Here is a 17,878-nt window from a genome sequence, read left to right on the forward strand (position 1 = left end):
CCCCGAAAGCAGCAAAACAGAGATTCTTGTGCAAAACTTCTACCTGGCTGAAACCTACTTTCTGCATAAGGTTTAACTGATAAGTTAATGATCTTGGCGAGTCTTCTTTGGCTATATAGTCCATTACTTTTTGGCGATAGTCTTTACCATTAAGATTTTCAAGGTAATCTCCGTATTTATTCCAGATAAGATCATTCACCTGAATAGTATCCTGCGTTACAAGGTCGCTTATCATCAGGCAGCCACCAGGTTTTAATAAACTGAATATTTTTCTGAATGTATCCATCCAGTCTGCGTCGTCTCGTAGATGGTGTAAAACAGCGCCAGCTAAAATAATGTCAAAGCTATTTTCTGGCAGAACAATTTCCCTGATATCGCCCTGAAGTATATTTACTTCTTCCGTTTGAGATGATACTCTCTCGAAAGCCTTATCCAACATAGGTTTGCTTAAGTCAATCAATGTACAATTAAGGCCTGGAAGTTTGGAAAGCATTTTCAATGTGTAGTTACCTGCACCACAACCGATATCTAATAAATGGGTAGCTTCCGGCCTGATAGCTTTGGATGCTTCCGTAATAAGTTCGAGCGATATTGTGGCATCAATTGTAGATTGCTGGCCGGTTTCCAGATTTGAAAACCGTTCCACATCGTTATCAAATCGTTCTTTTATTTCTGTTATTGTCGATTTCATTTGTATGTTTTTTGTTGAGGCTACGCTGAGATTATTTTATGGATCCTATAGTTCTCAGATCTAGCCTGAATAAACTTGCTGCAGATCGATGAACTTTAGTTGTGAGAAAAATTTTACGCGGAAATACATTTCTTAATAAAGTATTTCGATCAGTTTATAAATTCAGGATACTTGCAATTAAAATGATACCAATAATTATGAGCCCCACGTAAACGTACTTAAAAAATGAACCATCCTTTAATTGATGATTTAAATATCTACCTAGAAAAATTGCAGGAATAGCAGTAATAAGCGAAATCACAAAATAGGTGTTCACTTCAATATTTATAAGTCCTTTTATATAATATCCAATTACAGTTATAAAACTTGCAGGCAAAAAATATGCTTGCAGTGTGGCTCTAAAATGCTTTGCGCTCCATTGCCTTAAATTGCCATAAATGACAAGCGGCGGCCCATTTAATCCATATGCACCACCTAGTATGCCTGATAAAAATCCACAAACAAAAAGCCAAAATTTGTTGTCTTCTTTTAGTGCTTTTACCTTTTTGGAAAAGAGAGAGTAAAGAGCATACAGAATGATAAGTGTTCCAAGTGCCACTTTAATAAGTATCTCATTCCCATAAATGAGAAGTGCAATGCCTATGGGTATTCCAAATATTGCATAAAAGATCAACCACTTTGCACTGCTAAAATGGATTTGTTTATAGTCCTGTATTACCACAACTAGCGCTATCACTATTGATAGCATTACCGATAAAGGAACAGCAATTTCTACAGGTAAGAAAAGAATAAATAGTGGGACAGCTACTAATGATTCGCCAAAACCGAATGTTGATCTTACAAGAGAAGCAATAAAACTAATAATTAGAACGAGAATAATTGTGGAAGTCATTTCTTTCCTGCAAATTTTCAACAAAGAGTATTTTAATACGAGACTATCATATTAGAAGCTCTAAAATACTAGCTTTTTTACATACGTCAGGAAAAAATATAGCTTACTTCACAGGTATTATTTATCCGATTAAAAAATAGGTAGATTGTTTTTTAGGCAGATGCATTTACACGTTTGCAGATGTACATAAGTTCATCAATGTCTGTAGCACAGTTGATCTTGATATCCATTACAAATACGTTGACAACTACGTCACCAGCCACATGAACTTTTACCATGCCATGGGTGTATTCATCGAATGTTGTAGTGTTGATATTATAAGCTTGAAAGCCATTGGTAATGATTTCGCTCAGAGTTGTCATAGGAATAAGAGTTTATGGTAAAGGTTTATTTCAAAATTTTTAAAACAAAGCGTGTGCCAAACAAGAACCAACTACTGGAATGGCATCTCGATATTTTGCAATGCTGGTTTGTTTTTCTGATTTTAGTTAATATAGTCATTTTGATAATTGACAGACGATCTCTCTAATTAGTTGGTGGCATAATAATTGCCTCTTTTTTTATGCCTCTTAAACTTAATTTCCATGATTGAGAAAATAGAAAATGTGCCACCGAATGTAATCGCCTTCAGGGCTTACGGAGATGTAACCGCAGAGGATTTTAAAAATACGATGATCCCCCTCGTAGATGAACATATGAAAACCAACACTGGGCTGAATTACGTTTTACATCTTAATACTGATATAACCAGATTTTCTGGCGGAGCCTGGTTGCAGGATACCTGGTTGAGATTGAAGCATTTTACTGATTGCCATCGTGCTGCAATTATTAGTGATTCTCACACCATTCAGAAATTTACAGATGTTTTTAGCAAGGTAATGCCTGGAGAATTTAGATTTTACCCAATTGCGCAGGAACAACAGGCTATTCATTGGGTAAGTACAAAAGAAGAAACCCCAAGGCCATAAATGGATAGTAATACCATAATAGGCGTGGCCGCCAGTGTTTTTACCGGAGTATCTTTACTTCCGCAACTCATCAAAATCATCAAAGAAAAAGAGCCATCAGATATTTCTTATTGGGTATTTTTAATTTTGATAAGCGGATTAATATTGTGGGTGATTTACGGTGCAATGCTCGGTGATTTAATAATTATCATTTCTAACGCTATATCATTATGTATCAATTTGACCGTACTTGCATTTAATATGTATTACCAGAGAATGCCCGCGTATAAAAGAAATTGAACCTATCCGGCATTTTCCAGAATTGTGGTTTAGAGAAAATTTTTGTGGAAATCTATAGCCTCACTATCTTTCGTGCTCAACAATCATTTTGCAAGTATGAAGATCATTACAATGCTGCTATGCACAGCGTTGCCTTTTGCTGTTTTGGCACAAACTAAACCTGACGCTAAAAAATGGGACGTATCTAACCCTGAAGGCCCATACAAAGAAGCATCTTTTACAGTAAATGAAGGCACTTGGATGAACCTGGACATTTCGCCCGACGGAAAGGAAATTGTGTTCGATTTACTTGGAGATATTTACAGTATCCCATCGGCAGGCGGAGAAGCAAAGTTGCTTCGCGGTGGCCATGCGTTTGAAGTTCAACCTCGTTTTAGTCCGGATGGTAAAAAAATATCTTTCACTTCAGATGCTGGCGGAGGCGATAATATCTGGATCATGGATCGAGATGCCAGAAACGCTAAGCAAATAACTAAGGAGAATTTTCGGCTGTTGAATAATGCAGTATGGACACCTGATGGGCAGTATCTGGTGGCAAGAAAACACTTTACGTCAGGAAGGTCATTAGGTGCGGGCGAAATGTGGATGTATCATATCAGCGGCGGAGGCGGTTTGCAATTAACCGAGCGAAAGAATGATCAGCAGGATGTGAACGAACCTTGCGTGTCGCCCGACGGACGTTATGTATATTTTAGTGAAGACATGTATCCTGGCGGATTCTTTCAATATAATAAAGATCCCAATAACCAAATATTTATGATTCGCAGATTTGATCGCGAAAAGGGAAAAGTAGAAAATGTAACCGGCGGCGGCGGCGGCGCAGCAAGGCCCCAATTATCTAACAATGGGAAATATTTATCATTTGTAAAACGTGTAAGAACCAAAACAGTTTTATACCTGCGCAACCTGCAAACAGGAGAAGAATGGCCTGTTTACGACCAGCTGAGTAAAGACCAACAGGAAGCGTGGACTGTTTTTGGCATCTATACCGGCTATACATGGTCGCCCGATGATAAGCATATTTATATATGGGCAAATGGCAATATCATGAAAGTAGATGTTGATGCTGTAAATAAGGCTGTGGAAATTCCATTTACCTGTAAAGTGAATCAGAAAATTTACGATGCCGTTCGCTTTAAACAAAATCTGGATATCAATCAGTTTTCTGCCAAAGTAATCAGGCATGCCATAACTTCTCCTGATGGAAAATGGCTGGTATTTAACGGCGTTGGCTACTTATGGAAAAAAGCTTTGCCCAATGGAACGCCGGAGCGCATTACCAATGGAGTTGATTTCGAATTTGAACCTGCCTTCTCGCCCGATAGCAAACAAATTATATATACCACCTGGAATGATGAAAGTTCGGGGGCTATTTATAAAACTAACTTGCAGGGAAATGCAAAGCCTGTAAGGCTTACAAAAGAAAAAGGAATTTATCGCACACCGTCTTTTTCTCACAACGGGAAGAAAATTGTATTTATCAAAGAAGGCGGCAGCGATGCGTTGGGTCCTGCTCATACAGCAAAGCCTGGAATATATATAATGTCGGATGAAGGGTCGTCCGAAAAATTTGTCATTCAGCGGGGAGGCACACCATCATTTAATAAAGATGATGACAGAATATACTACGAATCGGGTGGTAACAATCTTTCGAGTTGTCAGCTTGATGGCCAGGACGAAAAGCAACTTTTGAAAAGTACTTACGGGAATAACTTTAAAGTATCGCCTGATGAAAAATGGATTGCCTTTACAGATTTGCATAAGGCTTATGTTGCGGCTTTTCCACATACAGGCAAAACCCTTGATATTAGTGGATCTACAGCAGACTTTCCTGTGAAGATTGTAAGTAAAGATGCCGGTTATAATCTGCATTGGAGCAACGATTCCAAAAAGCTTCATTATACTTTAGGTGGCCAGTATTATACCATTAACCTGGATGAGCGTTTTGAATTTATTGCGCATAAGGCCGACTCTTTATTTAAGGTTCCTGAGAAAGGACAGGAAGTGGGCTTACAAGTAAAAGTTGATAAACCTTCCGGTTCTATTGCTTTTACCAATGCCCGTATTATAACGATGAATGGTAATGAAGTTATTGAAAATGGGACACTGGTAGTTGATGAAAATAAGATCAAAGCGATTGGTAAAAGCGGAGATGTTACTGTTCCATCAGGAGCGAAAGTTATTGACGCAACTGGAAAAACAATCATGCCGGGCTTTATTGACGCGCATGCTCATGCCGGACATTTTAGAACAGGTATTACGCCTCAAAAACATTGGCCTTACTATGCTGCGCTCGCCTATGGTGTAACCAGCATACATGATCCTTCTGCTAATAGTGAATTTGTTTTTGCCAACAGCGAACTTGTAAAAGCAGGCAACATTACAGGCCCGCGTGTGTTTTCAACCGGCACTGTGCTATACGGTGCTGATGGCGATTTTAAAGCTGTTATCAATTCTTTAGATGATGCCAAAAGCGCTTTAAGAAGAACAAAAGCTTTTGGCGCATTTTCTGTAAAAAGTTATAACCAGCCAAGAAGAGAACAAAGGCAACAAGTAATCAAGGCTGCGCGCGATTTGAATATGGAAGTGGTACCGGAAGGGGGTTCTTTTTCTTTCATAACACCAGCATGATTCTGGACGGGCATACAACCATCGAACATAATATATGCCTATGGCTGTTCTGCACGATGATGTGGTACAGCTTTGGAAAAGATCTCAAACAGCATATACGCCAACACTTATTGTTAACTACGGTTCGGTAAGTGGCGAGTATTATTGGTATCAACATACGAATGTTTGGGAGAAAGAAAGGCTAATGCGCTTCTCACCCCGAGAAGTGATCGATAGCAGAAGCCGACACCGCACTATGTTGCCTGAAGAAGAATATGAGAACGGGCATATTCTATCTTCTAAAAATTTAAAAAAATTAAGCGATGCTGGCGTGTTAGTAAACATGGGTGCGCACGGACAAATACAAGGCATTGGCGCGCATTGGGAAATATGGATGATGGCGCAGGGTGGTATGACGCCGTATGAAGCATTGAAAACTGCAACGATAAATCCTGCAAAAAGTTTAGGGTTGGATGATAATGTAGGTTCGCTGGAAGTGGGAAAATTGGCGGATTTGATAGTGTTGGATAAAAACCCGTTGGACGATATTTATAATACCGAGTTCATAAAATATACAATGGTAAATGGCCGGTTATATGATGCTGAGGAAATGAACGAAATTGGCAATCATCCGAAAACACGCACCCAATTCCCATGGGAGCTTTATAAAAATGCAGGCTCATTTCCGTGGCATGATGTAACGGAAGCGCAGGGTTGTAGCTGTGGAAGGCATTGATTTAAGCATGATGGTTATTTTGATCTAAATGAAGTTTTCAGTTTCAGGATGTGGGTTGTAAAACCTGGTCTGACCGTCTCGGTCTGACCAGGTTTTAATGAGTTTATCCGCCTGAGTCGGACACGTGTAGGATGAGTTATGTTTTGCAGTACAAGCGAGCGTGGCAATACCGATGCCATATATTCATCTGCCCGGACAATAATTATTGCGATTTAATTTTCCGTTTCTTTTGCCTGAGAAGCTTCGGTATTTTTTTCTTAGCAATTTTAGTAGGATTACCAAATACAAAATATAATTTCTCTTTAAAAGTTTTTGCTTTTTTTACATCATCCACAATATCTATATACTCGTGAAAGTTAACATATATCGGGTTGTATTTATTTTTTAACGGAGTTGTGATGCCATATTTAGGTTTTTCAACTTCCGGTTCGTAGGTGCCTAACATTCTGTCCCAAAAAATAAATGTAGCACCATAATTTTTATCAATGTACTGCTCTTGCGACCCGTGGTGAACACGATGGTTAGAAGGCGTTGCAAAAATATACTCGACCCATTTTGGTAGTTTTTTAATATACTCGGTATGAACCCAAAATTGAAAAAGTACTGCAATTTGATTGGTTACAAAAAATATGACAGGGTGAAATCCAAAAAGCATTACTGGTAAAAAGAAAATAAGTTTAATACCCTGTACCCAACTAAGCCTGAATGATACGGTAAGATTATAGTGATCGCTACTATGATGCAATACATGCGTTGCCCACCAAAAACGAGAACCATGGCTGATGCGGTGCGCCCAATAGCTGGCAAAATCAAAAATAATGTAACATGGAATTAGCATCCACCAATTAAGTTCCATACGCCAAGGAACGAGATTGTAAACCCAAACAACCGGGAAAAGCATGAGTGTTTTTAATGCCAAATTAATAGCAACATTAACGAGCCCCACAATTACGCTGGTTACTACTTCTTTTCTGTCGTGATATTCTCGCTCCTGATACCATGCAAGAAATACCTCAAGGGCTGCAAAAAAGATTAGAAAAGGAGCAGCGTACATGATAATATTAGGATATGATTCCTCCATTTTTTTAATGGAATTAAATGGAATCTTATCAGCAAAAAATAAATCACAAATCATAATCACACAAAGTGTTTTTTAGGAAGTAACTTAATGTTGAAGTAAAAAAATAGAATATACAATCTTAGAACACGCAACAACTTACGACCGTGCGGAAGATACGCAATTAAAGGTTTATCAACGTCAAAATAATAGAGCTGCAATGTTAAAGAAGCCTGCTTTATATATATTAGGGCTTTTAGGAATCATTCACAACTAAATCAATGCTACCGGTTTGAATGAAATAAATGCAGTTATGGATGGTTTTCTTTCTCAAATTCTTCGCGTGTTACTTTTTCGTCATTTAAATAATAATTCGTAAAAAGTACACTTCCGTCCTGCTTATACATGTGGCTTTCACCGTGTCTTATGTCGTTTAGGTATGTAGCGTCTTGCGTTTTTTTTTCGTTAGCGTACATTGTCATTAAGCCATTTCTTTTTCCATCCTTATATATAATTTCCATGGCAATTGAGCCATTTGCATAAGTACGCGATGGGCCATCTTTAAGACCGGTTTTATAGTTTGTTTCTGAGATGATTTTTCCATTTGCATATGTTCTTGAAACACCATCCTGTAATCCGTTTTTATAATTTTCTTCAGAAGAAATTACACCATTTATATATCGGGAAGAAAGACCCTCTTTTTTACCCATTTTATAACAGGTTACACTACGTATTGTATTACTGAGCATTTCGGTACAACCGTGCTCGCGCCCATTTAGGTATTCTTGTTTCAACCATATTTTGCCTTCGCCATCATAATTTTCTTTTTTGCCGTGTCTTACTCCATCTTTATAAGTAATGCGGGCAGATAGTTTGTCTGCAATAGAATACCACAATACATCGCCTGTTATCATTCCGTTTTTAATATTGTATAAGCCGTAACCTCCATCATCAAACTTCTCTTTATACACGCCGTGCAGCGGAATATTATTAAGAGTAAGAATCATTTTAGAACTGTCCTTGTTGTAAGTTTTCTTTACCTGATCCCAGTTGACGGTTTTGACTTCCTGGGCCTTTAAACAAAAATGAACCAGCAGGGCCAATATCACAGTATATATTTTCATAGCAGCAGGTTTTACAAGTTAGTTAGGTTGCGTTATTTTTTGAGCCAACCTGGAATGATGTTTATTCCGGTTTATGGCGCATTTTGTGTTTCTACTTCTTGTCTTTGCGTTTGCTTTTCCATAATTTCCTGCAAATGCGGTTCAACATAATTATTAAGGCTATCCATTGGTATGGTTAATGCTTTCGAATCTTCCGCTAATTTAAACCAGGGTCTTGGTTCACCAAAAGGATAGGCTCCAAACACAATAACCGGTGTCCCGTAGGCAAGTCGTTCATAATCATTTTTTAAGATCCATTGATTAGCCCATCCATATAAAAACTGAGCATCTGTAGCCAGAAGCCGCAGACAGCTATGCGAAGCCGGATAGCCTGGCAATGCATATTCATGAAACCCAACGCCCCATTTATTATGGATATTAAAATTCCATTTTAGTATCCATTCATCATCAACAGTGCTAATAGTTTTCCGTGCTTTCCAATTTGTAAAGAATAGTCCGGTTGGCGTTTTCTTATTTTTCCTTCCCATGTTAGTTGGTCCGGTTAAAATCAGTTTTCCATTTTCATAAGCAGCAAAAGCCTGAGTTGGATAAGAAAAAAGTATGATTTTATTTACATCTTTTAATACCTCTACATAGTCAGGAAAGGGCATATAATCTTTTAGCGGCAATGAAAAATCATTTGGTACCAATATACTGTCAAGCCTTTTAAGATGGGTAGCGTCTACCCGGTTGATGGCGTTTAAAATGTCCAAATGCTTTGCTCCTTCAAATGAATCCTTTTTAGATTGCCATTCCTTCTTTTTCATCCATTCATAACTGATGGATGGCTTTAGGTTTTCTTTTTGAGGTGGCGCTATTTTTTCCACAACAGTTTTCATTGTACTATCAATAGCATCAGGAATACTCTTTTTTTCGTTGTTTTTACAGGAAAAAATAATAGAGATAAGCAGTATGGGAATATAGGGAATAAGATGTTTCACGTTCATGGTATTGCAAGATGCAGAAATATTATGAGGAAATAAAATTTTTAAATGAGACAACAAAGCAGTTTTTTTATGACGTATATTCGTTGCAAAAGCATTAAAAAAATAAAAATAAATTGATGAAAGAAAAATTAAGGGCAGGAATGATAGGTGGTGGAAAAGGCGCTTTTATTGGCGCTGTGCATCGCATTGCGTTAAACATGGATGGTTTAATTGAATTATGTTGTGGTGCTTTGAGTCAGAATCCTGATAAAGCAAAAGAGTCAGGCAGAGAGTTATTCTTACCAGAAGACCGTATTTATGGAAGTTATCAGGAAATGTTTAAAAAAGAGAGCGAGCTGCCGGAAGACGAACGCATGCAATTTGTTATAATTGTAACACCCAATTTTGCGCACTTTGAACCTGCAATGATGGCGCTGGAATATGGTTTTAATGTAATGATTGATAAACCGATGACACTTACATTGGAAGAAGCTAAATTGTTAAAGTCAAAAATTGATGAGACCGGGTTGCTGTTGGGTCTTACACATACCTACTCAGGTTATCCATTAGTTAAGGAAGCTAAGAAAATGGTTGCAGATGGAAAGTTGGGTAACATTCGGAAAATATATGTTGAATATCCGCAAGGTTGGCTAAGCCAGTTAAGCGAAGGTGATGGCAACAAACAAGCTGCATGGCGCACTGATCCAACTAAAAGCGGAAAGGCTGGCTGTATGGGCGATATCGGTACGCATGCTGCACACCTGGCTGAATATATTTCAGGATTAAAAATTACAAAGATGTGTGCAGATTTGAATATTGTAGTGCCAGGCAGGATGCTTGATGATGATGGATCAGTTTTGCTAAAGTTTGATAATGGCGCAAGTGGTGTGTTGATTGCATCTCAAATAGCTGCCGGCGAAGAGAATGATTTGAACATTCGCATTTATGGCGAAAAAGGCGGGTTGAAATGGAGCCAACAAGAGCCAAATACATTAATTGTAAAATGGCTTGATGCTCCTGTTCAGATATATCGCACAGGTAATGGCTACTTATCTGAAATAGCACAATTCAACACAAGAACACCGGGTGGCCATCCCGAAGGATATTTGGAAGCTTTTGCTAATCTGTATAAAAACTTTGTGCTTACGTTGTCTGCTAAATTAAATAATGAGCCTGTGGATCCATTACTGGATTTTCCAACAGTTGAAGACGGTGTACGAGGTATGGCGTTTATAGATAACGTTGTCGCGTCATCGCAAAGTGATCAAAAATGGTGGGATTTTGTAGTGTAGTCTATGCGGGTTACAGGTTTCTTGTTACAGGTACGTACAGCCTGAACTGGTAACTTGCAACCTGAAACAATCTGTTTCTTTCTCGCCCTCTAAAGTTTAATTAATTTATCTTACTTTGGCCATCTTAAAAAAATTATATTGTTTATGAGTTTTGAAAATTTTAAGGTCCCTTATGAAATTGATAACACCTATGCTAAAAAAGTTGCTTACTTCTCAATGGAGTTTGCCACCCATCAACCTTTGAAAATATATAGTGGAGGATTAGGTTTTTTGTCTGGATCACATTTACGCAGTGCTTATGAGTTAGGTCAGAATCTAATAGGAATAGGTATTTTGTGGAAGTATGGATATTATGATCAGGAACGTAATCAGGATCAAACCCTGGACGTAGCATGGAATGAAAAAAATTGTAGCTTTCTGGAAGATACAGGCATTAAATTTCAAATAGATGTTCACGACCATCCAGTGTGGGTTAAAGCGTGGTATCTTAAACCTGAAACATTTAAAACGGCGCCATTATTCTTATTAAGCACTGACCTGCCGGAGAATGATTATGTATCACAAACTATTACACATAAATTGTATGACAGTAATGTTGCTGCCAAAGTAGCCCAGTTTATTTTGTTAGGGGTTGGAGGCGCAAAATTGGTAGATATATTGAATTTTAATCCCGATGTTTATCACTTAAATGAAGCCCACGGCTTGTCAGCAGCTTTTTATTTATATAGAAAGTATGATAGAAATATTGAGGAAGTAAGGAAAAAACTTGTATTTACTACCCACACACCAGAAGAAGCAGGAAATGAAAAGCACGATATTTTTCTTTGTCATAAAATGACCTATTTCTGCGGGCTCAGTGTTGACGAAGTAAAGCAGCTCACGCAGGAATATGGTGATATGTTTAATCATTCACTTGCTGCATTACGATTTGCGAGATTAGCTAATGGTGTATCTCAATTGCACGGAGAAGTATCTAGAGAGATGTGGGGAAAGCATTCGAACATTTGTCCGATCATCTCCATAACGAATGCTCAAAACTGGACATATTGGGCCGATAAACAAATGTATAAGTTTAAAGATGTGGGTGATGACTATGGTTTCGATGATCGCAAAAAGTGGTTGAAAAAACGTGCGTTTGAAATTGTGGCGGATCAGACGGGAAAGCTTTATAACCCTGATGTGTTTACTATCGTTTGGGCCAGAAGGTTCGCTGGTTATAAAAGAGCAGGATTAATCGCATCTGACGCTAACCGCTTTTTCGAATTGATGAATAATCAGAAATATCCGGTGCAGATCATTTGGGCTGGAAAGCCTTACCCAATGGATCATCCAGCTATTAGTGAGTTTAACGAATTGGTGCATTTAAGTAAGAATTATAAGAACGTGTCGGTTTTAATTGGCTATGAACTTGGATTGTCTAAACGATTAAAACAGGCTGCAGATCTGTGGTTGAATAATCCACGTGTGCCAAGGGAAGCGTCTGGTACAAGTGGTATGACTGCATCTATGAACGGTGCCGTAAACTTTTCAACAGATGACGGATGGATACCTGAATTTATGAATCACGGGCATAATGGTTTTGTAATACCGAAAGCAGATTATGCTAACATGTCGACGTATGATCAGGATCAATATGATCTTAACAAATTATATGAAATATTAACGCGTGAAATACTGCCGCTTTATTATGAGAATTATAACACGTGGCGTCAGATTATGAAAAATGGAATGCAGGATGTTCGTTTCCAATTTGACAGCAACCGTATGGCACACGAATATTATGAGAATCTCTATAATGCTCAATCATAAAATTTCAAATGCTATATTTTGATTATATTTAAATTTGTGTAAATCTTTACAGTTTTAAAATTTATTGATTTTTTAATAGAATAAACAACCGGGTTGATGGCTTTGGAAAATTTAAAAAGTCACCAATTTTGGTTGTTTTTTCTTTTCTGTTTATTACCTATCTTTGAACGTCCTTTTAGCAAAACAATAGCATTTATAAAAAGCTTAAATTCGTAATAAGGATTGCCCAAAAAATATTTTTAATATACTAGACCAGAACTTATGAGCGCCCTCAACAAAGCGAGGTTTCCTAATAATAATTCCAGCGTTTTGAGCTATTTTTTTGAAGCAGTTCAAAAATATCCTGATCAAGCTGCCTTATATTATAAAGGTGATGTTCTCAGCTATGAATTATTGAACGAAAAAACGACGAAGCTCGCGGAATATTTAAGTTCTCAAGGTGTAAAAAAGATGATATCGTTGGTATATGCCTCGATAAAGGGTTTGACGTGATCATTTCTATTATCGCAATCCTAAAAGTAGGTGCGGCATATATGCCAGTAGATCCTGGTTATCCGAAGGAGCGAATTGCTTTCATGTTAGAAGATGCTAGGCCGCAAATAATTATTTCATCAGCTAAATATTTTGATCTTTTTGGAAATGATGTTACAGTAATTTCTGACATACACAACCAGGAAATCGATTCTTTGCCTGGAAATAATTCCGCCTGGGAAAATAATATTGGCTCTTATACTTATGTATTATTCACATCCGGTTCTACAGGAAGGCCAAAAGGGGTCTTAATGCGACAAAAGGCCTTGGTAAATCTAATAGAATGGCAATTGAAAGATTCTGAAATGGCCCCCGGTTCCAAAACCCTGAATTTTTCGCCCATAACTTTTGATGTTTCTTTTCAGGAAATTTTTACCACACTTGCTATTGGAGGCGCTCTTTTTTGATCGATGATGATTTGCGTTTAGATGCGGCATCCTTACTCAACTTTTTGGATGCTAATCACATCAACCGGTTATTTCTCCCTTTTGTTGCTTTACAGATGCTATGTGATATTGGCACTTCTGAAAACATATTTCCCAAAAGTCTGAAAGAAGTGATGACGGCTGGTGAGCAGTTAAAAGTAACGCCGCAGGTCGTATCCTTTTTTCAGCAATACCCGGCACCAGGCTTTTTAATCAGTATGGGCCAACTGAAGGACATGTTGTTACCAGTCTTACGCTTCAGGGTGATGCTAAACAATGGCCTGAATTGCCGACAATTGGTATTCCCATTGATAACGTACCTATTTATATAATTAATGAGGGGAAAGAAGTACCGAATGGCGAAACCGGAGAACTGTGTATAGGCGGAATTGCTTTAGCAGAAGGTTACATGAATCAGGATAAACTTACAGCAGAAAAATTTGTGCAATGGAAAAATGATAATGGTGATACAGAGCGTATATATAAAACAGGCGATCTGGCAAAAGTTTTGCCAGATGGGAATATTGATTTTTTAGGAAGAATTGATGACCAGGTAAAAATAAGAGGTTATCGTGTTGAACTTGGAGAAATAGAAACCACTCTACTTCAGAATAATAAGATTTCTAATTGTGTAGTTATTGCACAAGGTGAAAACTCAGGTGAGAAAAGAATAGTGGCTTATTTGGTAGGCAAAGGCGACGAAAAAGATACAGATGCCATCCGGTCATTTTTATTAGGAGTTTTGCCTGAATACATGATCCCATCTGCATTTGTATGGATCGATGAAATTCCAAAAACAGCAAGCGGAAAGATTAATAAAAAAGCATTATTTACCGTAAAGTTCAAACGTCCGGAATTAAATGTGCTTTTTCAAAAGCCAAGAACCCAAACTGAGAAAAATATTGCTTCCGTTTGGAGTGAGCTGCTTCAAATAGATCAGGTTGGTGTTGACGATAATTTTTTTGAGTTGGGTGGTAATTCAGTTCTTGCACAAAAGACGATCATTTCTTTGAAGCAGAAATTTCAATATAATATTCCTATAACTAAATTATATCAATATCCTACAATAAGTGGCTTACAAGAAACACTTGAACAAAAAGCTATTACTAAAAGATCTGTAAAGAGCAGGAAATCCGCGGCTACAGGTGATATCGCAATTATTGGAATGGCTGGCAGATTTCCGGGAGCCGATACTATCGAAGCTTATTGGGATGTATTGAAAGAAGGAAGAGAAACGATAAGCTTCTTTAAAAAGAAGAGATTGATAAATCAATTCCTGAATCTGAAGTGAATGATCCGCTGTATGTTAGTGCCAGAGGCGTTTTGGAAAATGTTGACCATTTTGATGCTGATCTTTTTGGCATTAATCCTAGGCTTGCTGAATTAATGGATCCGCAAATGCGCGTTTTCCTGGAAGTGTCAAGAGAAGTGTTAGAGAAAACTGGCCGACTTGGCGATAACGTCGCACAAACGATCGGTGTTTTTGCTGGTAGCAATACCAATACTTATTTTAATAATAATGTTTTTCATCATAAAGCTAAAATAGAAACCCAGGGTTATTATCAAACCTTATCTGTTTCTGAAAAAGATTATCTGGCTACACGCGTAGCTTATCATCTGAATTTAAAAGGCCCGGCAGTAAACGTGAATTCGGCTTGTTCTACGTCATTGCTTGCAATTGCTCAGGCAGTCGAAAGCTTGCGGATGGGCCAGTGTGATGTGGCAATAGCTGGGGGAGTGGCTATTAATGTTCCTGTTAAAAGTGGGCATATTTACGAAGAGGGAGCCATGTTTAGCAACGACGGGCATTGCAGGCCTTTTGATGCTAATGCGAAAGGGACTGTTTTTAGTGATGGTGCAGGTGTTATCTTACTAAAAAGATTAAGCGAAGCTGTTTCTGATGATGATTTGATTTATGGTGTTATTAAAGGTGTCGGTGTAAACAATGACGGCGGGGGTAAAGGAAGTTTTACTGCGCCCAGTACCAATGGCCAGGCAGAAGCGATATCAATGGCCATAGAAGATGCCGGCATTAATGCAGCAGATATTTCTTATGTGGAAACACACGGAACCGCTACGCCGCTCGGCGACCCTATTGAAATTGAGGGTTTAAAACTGGCATTTGGTGATCAGCAGCAACAACAATATTGTTCGATCGGTTCTGTAAAAAGTAATATCGGGCATCTCACGCACGCCGCAGGTGTGGCGGGTGTTATCAAAACAACTTTGTCATTATTTAATAGGAAATTAGTTCCATCTATTAATTATAACACACCCAATCCTTCCATCGATTTTAAAAACAGCCCGTTTATTGTTAATGATACATATCGTGACTGGAACACGAAAGGTAAAAGAATTGCAGGCGTAAGTTCATTTGGTATTGGTGGTACAAATGTTCATATCATAGTTGAAGGATTTGATCAGAAAACACCAAAAGCTACAAAAGAAACAGGCCCTCAGCTTATTGTTTGGTCTTCCAAAACAGAAGCAAGCAATCTTCTTTTTGCTAAAAAGCTATCATCATTTATTCAAAAAAATAGCAGTCATAATCTTGCAGATATTTCATACAATTTCCAAACTATGCGCCGACCGCTGGCTGCAAGAACGGCTTTAGTTGCGACGAGTATGGCTGATTTGGAACATCAGCTTTCTGATGAAAATATTGTAAAGACTGGTACAAAAACACTTAAGGAAGGCAACCCTTATGTAGTATTTGTTTTTCCGGGACAAGGTTCTCAGTTTGTCAATATGGGAAAAGAGCTTTATGTAAATGAACCTGTTTATAAAGCGGCCATTGATGAATGTGCGGAAATATTGTTACAGGAAATTAATGAAGATATAAGAGAGATCATATTTACGGAAGAATCTGACGAGGCTGCTGATAAATTAAAAAATACTTATTATACACAACCTGCAACGTTTATAACTTCGTATGCCCTGGCTAAATATTATATGAGCATGGGTATTAACCCCGCTGCCTTTGTTGGCCATAGTATTGGAGAATTTGTTAGCGCACATCTTTCAGGTATTTTAACTTTAGCTGATGCACTTAAACTTGTTGCAGCAAGGGCACGCTTAATAAGCGGTTTACCTGGCGGCACAATGTTGTCGGTACGCACCGCCAGAAAAAATGTATTACCATTAATGCCAGCGACGCTTTCTCTCGCTGCTAATAATGCGCCTAACCTTTGTGTGGTATCTGGAGAAGCAAGTGATGTTGACAATTTTTCTAAAATTCTTGAACAAAATGGTATTGTAAATAAACCATTGCGTACAAGTCATGCATTTCACTCGCACATGATGGATCCCATCATTTCTCCTTTAAATGATGTGGCAGCATCTTTCAATTTAAGTGTTCCCAAAATTCCAATACTTTCAACGGTTACAGCCAGTTGGTTAAAGGATGGAGAAGCAACCGATCCTGGGTATTGGTCTAAGCATGCAAGGGCAACGGTTAATTTTAGTGACGCGATCAATGCACTTATTACCGAACTCAATCCCGTATTTGTGGAAGTAGGTCCGGGCAATGCCACCACTACGCTTATCAAACAACAAGGCGGAGCTGTGGTTTCTCGCGTCGTTAATTCTATTGAACCTGGTATTAGTAACAGCGATCTTATCTCCATTAAAAAAACAATCGGAAAATTATGGACGCTGGGAGTAGATATTAACTGGCAATCCTTGCATGAAGCAGAAAATGCGAATGTATTACATGATCTTCCAACTTATGCTTACGATAAAAAGAAATATTGGGTTGAACCTGTTCAGGTGCAGCAATTAACTAATCAACCCGAATTGACAAACAATTCGAGCAACAATGAAGTTGAAGAGATAGTTGACAATGCGGATCTGACAAGGAAGGAGCGATTGATAAGCAGAATAAAAACAATTCTGGGAGAAGCTTCCGGAAATGATATCAGTGATACCAATCCGCATTTTAGTTTTATTGAATTAGGATTTGACTCACTTTTGTTAACACAGGTGGCCAGTAGCTTTAAAAAAGAATTTAGAGTTCCGGTTACTTTCCGACAATTAAGTGAAGAGTACGATACGCTGGATAAATTATCAACCTATCTGGATTCAACATTGCCCGCCGATGTGTATAGCGCTGCTAAAAAAGAAAAGCCGAAAGCAGCATCAAAGATTGTTGAGACAAATGTGCCGGTTGATGATGTTGATAATAAAGCGCTTTTGCAAACTATCCTGCAACAGATCAATATACTTACGCAGCAGGTTGCAGAACTGCAAAAATCACAAATGCCAACCGGAATATCGCCAGTTGGTACAAATGGAAATAATCATAGCCTTACTAAAAACGATTTACAAAATTCATATACGATAGAAGCTAATACTAATCATCGTGATGTGAAGATATTGGATAACTCGAACCCTCCGGTACCTGGTGCCAAATTGGGAAAGGATCAAAATGGAAATCCCGCCTGGTTTATTGCAGATAGCAACAATCCCGGACGATACTTGCAAATACCAATTTAGACTGT

At 38.2% G+C, this 17,878-nt stretch carries 14 protein-coding genes and 1 pseudogene; 9 read left to right on the plus strand and 6 right to left on the minus strand.

Annotated features, from left to right (window positions below):
• Nucleotides 1-49: 49 nt before the first annotated feature.
• From MKP09_RS08185 to MKP09_RS08195, 3 genes and pseudogenes are all read right to left on the minus strand, one after another.
• Nucleotides 50-691: pseudogene (locus MKP09_RS08185) on the minus strand (class I SAM-dependent methyltransferase); the annotation flags it as partial.
• A gap of 154 nt (nt 692-845) precedes the next feature.
• Entirely contained in the window at nt 846-1,583 is a 738-nt protein-coding gene (locus MKP09_RS08190; RefSeq protein WP_240827240.1) for a sulfite exporter TauE/SafE family protein, read from the minus strand.
• 152 nt (nt 1,584-1,735) lie between these two features.
• Nucleotides 1,736-1,945 carry a hypothetical protein gene (locus tag MKP09_RS08195; protein ID WP_240827241.1) on the minus strand — a complete coding sequence of 70 codons (210 nt, stop codon included), beginning with the start codon at nt 1,943-1,945 and terminating at the stop codon, nt 1,736-1,738.
• Nucleotides 1,946-2,167: 222 nt separating this feature from the next.
• Here MKP09_RS08195 and MKP09_RS08200 point away from each other — a divergent pair, with 222 nt between their 5' ends.
• The 4 genes from MKP09_RS08200 to MKP09_RS08215 all read left to right on the plus strand — a co-directional run bounded on the left by MKP09_RS08200 (nt 2,168) and on the right by MKP09_RS08215 (nt 6,176).
• A complete protein-coding gene (locus MKP09_RS08200) occupies nt 2,168-2,551 on the plus strand; it encodes a SpoIIAA family protein (protein ID WP_240827242.1) in 384 nt (127 codons plus the stop codon).
• Nucleotides 2,552-2,830, plus strand: coding sequence for a SemiSWEET family sugar transporter (locus MKP09_RS08205; protein WP_240827243.1), 279 nt, complete (start codon nt 2,552-2,554; stop codon nt 2,828-2,830).
• A 96-nt stretch (nt 2,831-2,926) separates the two neighbouring features.
• On the plus strand, nt 2,927-5,461 hold the full coding sequence (locus MKP09_RS08210) for an amidohydrolase (protein ID WP_240827244.1): 2,535 nt from the start codon (nt 2,927-2,929) through the stop codon (nt 5,459-5,461).
• 40 nt (nt 5,462-5,501) lie between these two features.
• On the plus strand, nt 5,502-6,176 hold the full coding sequence (locus MKP09_RS08215) for an amidohydrolase family protein (RefSeq protein ID WP_240827245.1): 675 nt from the start codon (nt 5,502-5,504) through the stop codon (nt 6,174-6,176).
• A 202-nt stretch (nt 6,177-6,378) separates the two neighbouring features.
• Here MKP09_RS08215 and MKP09_RS08220 read toward each other — a convergent pair whose 3' ends face one another.
• From MKP09_RS08220 to MKP09_RS08230, 3 genes are all read right to left on the minus strand, one after another.
• A complete protein-coding gene (locus MKP09_RS08220; RefSeq protein ID WP_240827246.1) occupies nt 6,379-7,257 on the minus strand; it encodes a sterol desaturase family protein in 879 nt (292 codons plus the stop codon).
• A gap of 287 nt (nt 7,258-7,544) precedes the next feature.
• Nucleotides 7,545-8,357, minus strand: a complete 813-nt coding sequence (locus tag MKP09_RS08225; protein ID WP_240827247.1) for a toxin-antitoxin system YwqK family antitoxin — start codon at nt 8,355-8,357, stop codon at nt 7,545-7,547.
• A 71-nt stretch (nt 8,358-8,428) separates the two neighbouring features.
• Nucleotides 8,429-9,397, minus strand: coding sequence for a L,D-transpeptidase (locus MKP09_RS08230; RefSeq protein ID WP_240827248.1), 969 nt, complete (start codon nt 9,395-9,397; stop codon nt 8,429-8,431).
• Between the two features lie 62 nt (nt 9,398-9,459).
• Here MKP09_RS08230 and MKP09_RS08235 point away from each other — a divergent pair, with 62 nt between their 5' ends.
• The 5 genes from MKP09_RS08235 (at nt 9,460) to MKP09_RS25700 (ending at nt 17,873) form a co-directional block, all read left to right on the plus strand.
• Nucleotides 9,460-10,614 (plus strand): Gfo/Idh/MocA family protein, encoded by a 1,155-nt coding sequence (locus tag MKP09_RS08235; protein WP_240827249.1) that lies wholly within the window; start codon nt 9,460-9,462, stop codon nt 10,612-10,614.
• A gap of 144 nt (nt 10,615-10,758) precedes the next feature.
• Nucleotides 10,759-12,423: an alpha-glucan family phosphorylase gene (gene glgP / locus MKP09_RS08240; RefSeq protein WP_240827250.1), complete on the plus strand. Its 1,665-nt coding sequence runs from the start codon at nt 10,759-10,761 to the stop codon at nt 12,421-12,423.
• Between the two features lie 422 nt (nt 12,424-12,845).
• Nucleotides 12,846-13,361 carry an AMP-binding protein gene (locus MKP09_RS08245; protein ID WP_317235276.1) on the plus strand — a complete coding sequence of 172 codons (516 nt, stop codon included), beginning with the start codon at nt 12,846-12,848 and terminating at the stop codon, nt 13,359-13,361.
• A gap of 208 nt (nt 13,362-13,569) precedes the next feature.
• Nucleotides 13,570-14,670, plus strand: coding sequence for a non-ribosomal peptide synthetase (locus tag MKP09_RS25695; protein ID WP_317235277.1), 1,101 nt, complete (start codon nt 13,570-13,572; stop codon nt 14,668-14,670).
• Nucleotides 14,667-17,873 carry a type I polyketide synthase gene (locus MKP09_RS25700; RefSeq protein WP_317235195.1) on the plus strand — a complete coding sequence of 1,069 codons (3,207 nt, stop codon included), beginning with the start codon at nt 14,667-14,669 and terminating at the stop codon, nt 17,871-17,873. The genes MKP09_RS25695 and MKP09_RS25700 overlap by 4 nt, the downstream gene beginning before the upstream one ends.
• Nucleotides 17,874-17,878: the final 5 nt, after the last annotated feature.

The organism is Paraniabella ginsengisoli, from assembly GCF_022513635.1.
Classification (GTDB): Bacteria; Bacteroidota; Bacteroidia; order Chitinophagales; family Chitinophagaceae; genus Niabella; species Niabella ginsengisoli.